General features: G+C 48.1%; 1 protein-coding gene. It reads right to left on the reverse strand.

Going from position 1 to position 580, the window contains the following annotated elements; all coding sequences use genetic code 11:
- A partial coding sequence (locus KIV40_RS26575) for an ATP-binding protein (protein WP_285352177.1) occupies nucleotides 1–580 on the reverse strand: 580 nt, incomplete at both ends.

Genomic DNA, 580 nt, shown 5'->3' on the forward strand with positions numbered 1-580 from the left:
ACTGACAATGCGCTTCACAATCGCCAAACCTAAACCAGTACCTTCACTACCACGCGCGGTATCGCCTCGAGTGAAGGGTTCAAACAGCTTACTGATCTGATCTTGAGGAATACCGGGGCCATTATCTTCAACAGTCACCCAAGCGAGCTTATTATCCGCGGTCATACCCGTAGTGACTTTAACCCAGCCATTACCATAGCGTAGGGAGTTAACCACTAAGTTGCTGATAGCGCGCTTAATGGCAATTGGGTTACCCAAAGCGGGTTTCATGTTAGAAGCGAGGTCAGTTTCAATTTCTACCTCATAGCCACCCTCAGAGCTCGCCACCTCACCAGCAATATCTTCTAAGAACACAGCTTGGAACGAGTTACGGTCAACAGGTTTTAGGTAATCCATAAACTGGCTGATGATCTCATTACACTCTTCCGTATCACTGATAATACCTTCGGCTAAGTAGCTGTCTTCCGGCGACATCATCTCCGTCGCTAAACGAATACGAGTCAATGGCGTACGCAGGTCATGACTGATACCCGCCATCAATAGCGCTCTGTCTTCCTCAAGCTCTTGAATGCCTTTCGAC

The sequence above is a fragment of the Vibrio sp. D173a genome (genome assembly GCF_030248475.1).